Annotated in this window: 1 rRNA gene; it reads left to right on the top strand. The window is 57.5% G+C overall.

Features of this window, described 5'->3' with window-relative positions:
- A 23S ribosomal RNA gene (locus N4G70_RS36970) occupies positions 1 to 254 on the top strand; the annotation flags it as partial.

Below are 254 nucleotides of genomic sequence, written 5' to 3'. Positions count from 1 at the left end.
GCTGGGATGGGTAGGGGAGCGTCGTGTGCCGGGTGAAGCTGCAGCGGAAGCTAGTGGTGGACGGTTCACGAGTGAGAATGCAGGCATGAGTAGCGATACACACGTGAGAAACGTGTGCGCCGATTGACTAAGGGTTCCTGGGTCAAGCTGATCTGCCCAGGGTAAGTCGGGACCTAAGGCGAGGCCGACAGGCGTAGTCGATGGACAACCGGTTGATATTCCGGTACCCGCTTTGAAACGCCCAATATCGAATC

This window comes from Streptomyces sp. ASQP_92, from assembly GCF_025399895.1.
Taxonomy (GTDB): domain Bacteria; phylum Actinomycetota; class Actinomycetes; order Streptomycetales; family Streptomycetaceae; genus Streptomyces.
This window is presented reverse-complemented; position numbering and strand designations above follow the sequence as displayed.